The 4,473-nt window shown below is 56.3% G+C and carries 7 protein-coding genes; 1 reads left to right on the forward strand and 6 read right to left on the reverse strand.

What is annotated here, in order from left to right; all coding sequences use genetic code 11:
* Positions 1-37 precede the first annotated feature (37 nt).
* Positions 38-1,102, reverse strand: coding sequence for a CHC2 zinc finger domain-containing protein (locus tag C2I19_RS19490; RefSeq protein ID WP_103904277.1), 1,065 nt, complete (start codon positions 1,100-1,102; stop codon positions 38-40).
* Between the two features lie 99 nt (positions 1,103-1,201).
* Here C2I19_RS19490 and C2I19_RS19495 point away from each other — a divergent pair, with 99 nt between their 5' ends.
* Entirely contained in the window at positions 1,202-1,591 is a 390-nt protein-coding gene (locus tag C2I19_RS19495) for a helix-turn-helix domain-containing protein (RefSeq protein ID WP_199181285.1), read from the forward strand.
* Positions 1,592-1,724: 133 nt separating this feature from the next.
* On the opposite strand, the gene C2I19_RS22115 is transcribed toward C2I19_RS19495, so the two are convergent.
* From C2I19_RS22115 to C2I19_RS19515, 5 genes are all read right to left on the reverse strand, one after another.
* Positions 1,725-1,871 (reverse strand): hypothetical protein, encoded by a 147-nt coding sequence (locus tag C2I19_RS22115; protein WP_158253769.1) that lies wholly within the window; start codon positions 1,869-1,871, stop codon positions 1,725-1,727.
* 607 nt (positions 1,872-2,478) lie between these two features.
* Positions 2,479-2,901 (reverse strand): hypothetical protein, encoded by a 423-nt coding sequence (locus C2I19_RS19500; RefSeq protein WP_103904279.1) that lies wholly within the window; start codon positions 2,899-2,901, stop codon positions 2,479-2,481.
* A gap of 3 nt (positions 2,902-2,904) precedes the next feature.
* Positions 2,905-3,222 (reverse strand): hypothetical protein, encoded by a 318-nt coding sequence (locus C2I19_RS21850; RefSeq protein WP_146056881.1) that lies wholly within the window; start codon positions 3,220-3,222, stop codon positions 2,905-2,907.
* Between the two features lie 97 nt (positions 3,223-3,319).
* Positions 3,320-3,649, reverse strand: a complete 330-nt coding sequence (locus C2I19_RS19510) for a hypothetical protein (RefSeq protein WP_103904281.1) — start codon at positions 3,647-3,649, stop codon at positions 3,320-3,322.
* Positions 3,646-4,473 (reverse strand): hypothetical protein (locus C2I19_RS19515; protein WP_233201288.1); only part of this gene is annotated, 828 nt, incomplete at its 5' end. The genes C2I19_RS19515 and C2I19_RS19510, both read right to left, overlap by 4 nt.

Genomic DNA, 4,473 nt, shown 5'->3' on the forward strand with positions numbered 1-4,473 from the left:
TCAGCATGCTGGGCCGTCCGTGCACGGTGGCGGTGGTCTAAATCCATTTGGGGAAAGGGGGGGCCTCGCCCTGTTCAGGATTTGTGCAACAGCGCCTGTCTTTGGGGAACAGGATGCGGAAGCAGTCGATCCCCTCGGCCATCAGCTGTTCGGCCAGCATTGCCGCCGCCTGGTTGCCGGCCGCGTCGCGGTCGTAGGCGATCAGCACCCGCCGCACGCCGTGCCGGCGGAAGGCGTCCAGGTGGGCGGCGGTGAAGCCGTTCACGCCATAGCTGGCGGTGACGTTGCGCAAGCCATGCACCCAGAAGGTCATGGCGTCGAGCAGCGCTTCGCACAGGATCACTTCGCCGCCGCTGGCGGCCAGGCCGGCTTCGTTCCACACCCCGGCATGCGGCCCCGGCAGGTACAGGTGGTAGGCGGTGCCCGCGCGCAGGTCGTCGCGGATCTTGCGGCCGTACACTTCATGCACCACGCCGTCCAGCCCGATCACCGGCACCACCAGCGCGCCGTTGAAGTGTTCGTGTCCCGATTCGCGCAGCAGGCCGATGGCTTGCAGTTGGCTGCGGATCTCCGCCCCGGCTTTCACTGGCTTGGCCGGCAGGCTGTAGCCCAGCGTGCGGTTGGCGTAGCCCAGGCGGAAGCGCTCGATCAGTTCCGGGTGGCGCAGGCCGCGCTTGTCCAGATAGGCCTGCGCTTCCGGACTTTGCTTCAGCGTGTCGTGGTAGTAGTCCAGCACCCGCCGCAGCAGCGTTTGCCGCTCCGCGGCGGGCGGCTCGGCGGCTAAGGGAGAAGCGGCCAGCCGCGGCGGCGGCGCGCTGACACCCAGCTCGGCCCGCAGCTGTTCCGCCGCCTGGCGGAAGCTCACGCCCTGGGTCCGCATCACCCAGTCGATCGGCCCGCCCGCCGCGCCGCAGCCGAAGCAGTGGAACAGGTTCTTCGCCGGCGTGACGATCAGGCTGGGCGTCGCGTCTGCATGGAAGGGGCAGCGGCAGGCGTAGTCCTTGCCCTGCTTGTTCAGCGTCCGTCCCGACGCTTCGATCAGCCGCAGCAGCGACACTTCGGCCTTCAGCCGCTCGATGTCCGTTTCCGGGATGCGCGCCACCTGGTTTCCTCCCCAATATCGTCAAGACTCGTTTGATGTTTTATTTTAATACCTTATACTGTTGCTTTGTCAAACGGATGCCAGAACGGGGGATACAGTATGAGACTCGATACACTGTGGTTTCTGCCCATGCACTTCCCCACCCGACTGATCCAGCTGCGCAAAGCGCTTGGCCTGACCCAGCAGGGGCTGGCCAGCGCCGCCGCGCTGCACGTCAACCAGATCCGCCGCTACGAGGCGGGGACGGCGCAACCGACCCTAGAAGCCCTGATCCGCCTGGCCAAAGCTTTGCATGTGCGGCTGGATGACCTGGTCTTCGGCGAAGGCGAACGCGGACCCGGCGAGGACCTGGCCCTGTTGTTCGAAGCCGTCAACGACTTCAGCGAGGAAGAGAAGCAGACCGTGCGCGCCGTGCTGTCCAGCATGGTGCTGCAACATTCGGCCCGCCGTTGGGACAGCCGCCTCCCGGCGGCTAAAGCGAAACCCTGACGCGCCGCGACGCCGCCCCTTTCCCCCACCGGCTAGACCGCTGGGGGCGGGGGTGGTTTTAGCTGCTATAAACCCTATCCTCTCCCACCCTCCGCTTGCATGACGCGTTCGGGTCTCGGGGCTGCGCCCTGAGTCACCCCAATTGTCCGTACAATTGGCATCCTGTCCCGCAGTTTGCGGCGAAACCGTCAAGGGTTTCGTCGATGGTTTCGTCGATGGTTTCGTCGATGGTTTCGTCGATGGTTTCGTGGATGGTTTTGTCGATGGCCGCGTCAGCCATTTGGCAGCGAATTTGCCGCCCATCCCATCGAGGTATGGTCTAGGGTGCGCCGTCAGCGCGCCGGGCACATGGTTCACCTTTTGTTATCCGGATGTTATCCAGCGGTTCCCCATTTGTTCGCCACTTGCTCACCGGCTGTTATCCATTCGTTAACCTGCCCGGCGGCGAATCGGGCCCAGCCCGATCCGGCAGAATGGGACGCTTTTTAACGGCAGATTGGCGATGCAAATGCTTTCTGCATGGGCGAATTCAACGGGTCAAGCCCTTAAATCTGGGCCTACACCCTACGCACCTCCCGGTGCGCGGCAAGTTGTTGATTGAGGGTGGAATTATTTCAGCGCGGAAGAGTGACCTACTACTCCGAGGCAGCAGATTCCGCGCAAGCCATTGATGGGAAACGGCCGGCTTGCTACTGCGTTGCTATCGACGGAATCGGGGCGGTTATGCTGAGGGGATTTTGGTATTGCCAACAAAAATAAGGCCGGCATCCGTTTGGGATGCCGGCCTATGTTTTAGCGATTGAGGCGCGATGCCCGGCGGCTAAGCTCACACATGGAGAGACTGGGAGCCAGGTGTCGCGCCCTACGATTGCACTATACTGCCGTGACTAGACAAATGGCTCAATAATTGCATTTTCAAGCCCAAGAGCCCGAAGGGACTCTATAACTTTTTCTGATGCAACCAAACGAAGATCACTTGCCATGCCAAAGTCATCCACCCCAGGCGTGCCTGTAATTTTTAACCAAATAAACGCTGGCAAAGACTTATCTGGATACAGTTCCAAAAACTCTGGCGACATTGATACTTGTACATCGCAGTACTGCACTCCACTTGCTGATATTGCTTGCAGGGATCTAGCAGCTTCCTCAGTTGAAATTACGCACGGAAAGCTCTCAACCAGCACATCACCTAGCCAGCCACTGAATTTATAATGCAGCCGATCTACTTTAGGTGGATGAACTCTTGAATCAAGAACAGTATTCTCACCAAGCTCACCTGCGACCTCTGGTTCAATATAAAAATATTTCATAAGTTACGGCCCTACAGGCGGATTAAATTGACTACCCAACCTCCCATCAATCTCAGTTGCTTTCTGCAATAGCTGATCTTTCGTAGGGTTAGGATTTTGGCGATAGAATTGATTCCATTCACGACGAATTTGACTTAGATGCAAGTCAGAATTCAATTCCTTCGGAATTCCACGCAAATTTTCCAGCGAATGCATTTCAGCCTCAGTTACGACACCTGGGTAACGTGTCAGAACTTGTTGCTCAACCGCATGGTGAACAATAACCTGCCCCTGAAGATCAGGATTGGCATCAAAGAAAGTTGCTCTGTAGTCATTGGACAAAGCATTACCAAATCGAGCCCCACTGTTTGGAACGTGGTCTGCCCCCTATTTTTCGCGCCTTGTCGGCACTCTGCTCCAAACCTCGGACAAGTCACCATTACTTCAGCTTGGCTAGCTTGGGCAATTCCTTCTCGATATCCTGCAAAAGCCACTTACCCTCTTTACGCTGCCCACTCTCCATTAAGCTCAAAGCCCTGCGAATCTCCACCTCTACAGCAGCCGCCTTGTCTCCATCCTGTTTCAGCAACGTGCGAACCCCCCCCCACTCTTCAAACAAGCGAGATAGAACCTGCTCATAAGGGCCAGTATCTTCATTAAACCTATCCGGGTAACACAACACAAGCACAATAAACTTACCCGAAACCCACGACAAATGCTCTAATTTCTGCTCACGCAAACTCATTTTTGGATGCATATCCTGTGTCATTTACTTCCCCTTCCTTTATAGCCATAACGCCCCGGCAGTTGAGCCCCCTCAAAAGCCGGCACCGTAAGTCGATAATTTGAGCGATAATCCCGCACCTCATAACTGCCACCAATCGCCATGGGCTGCACAATAAAACTACGGCCATACATATGCGGACTATTCTCCAGAAAATTGCGAACCTGCGGCGTACCAGTAAAAGTCTTGTCCGTCATACTAGCATCCAGAATCAAGCTACCACGCCCCACCACCACGTTGGGTATCGAATAGTTTCGACTGCCATCCAAATAATACTGCCGTCGGTTAACCTGCAACAGCGAACTCAAACGTCCCTCGGATATCTCATTAATTTTTGCCCATTCTTTCAAGCCTACTCGAGCATAACCATCCATACTCGACCCTATCGCCTGATTTTTATTCAACCCAGATAATTCCCCATTATCCCAAGAGAACAAAGCTTCTTTATAACCACTCTCCACCAGACTCTGATACTTCGTCACCACCTGCCGCTCATATTCGGGTACCGTCCAGCCTAGCTTGCTTATGCGCAGGTCGCGCCAGTCGGGGCCGTAGCTTTCCGCATAACGACGCTCCGTCAACAAGCGGTTCAGCTTCTCACTATTGGCTCTCAGCGTTTCTCCAGTATCTGGCACTTCTTGACCGTTACCATTCAGCGAGCTTCTGTACTCCGGTCGCTCCCCCATCGCGGCCAACTGCTTCTTGATTTCAGATAAGTAATCACGAAAAATTGATTTGAAACTTGTCGCCATAACCACCAAGCAGCGCCGAGATCTCTGCATCCAGCGTTTCGCGGGTCCACGTGATGA

The sequence above is a fragment of the Chromobacterium alticapitis genome (assembly GCF_002924365.1).
GTDB classification, from domain to species: domain Bacteria; phylum Pseudomonadota; class Gammaproteobacteria; order Burkholderiales; family Chromobacteriaceae; genus Chromobacterium; species Chromobacterium alticapitis.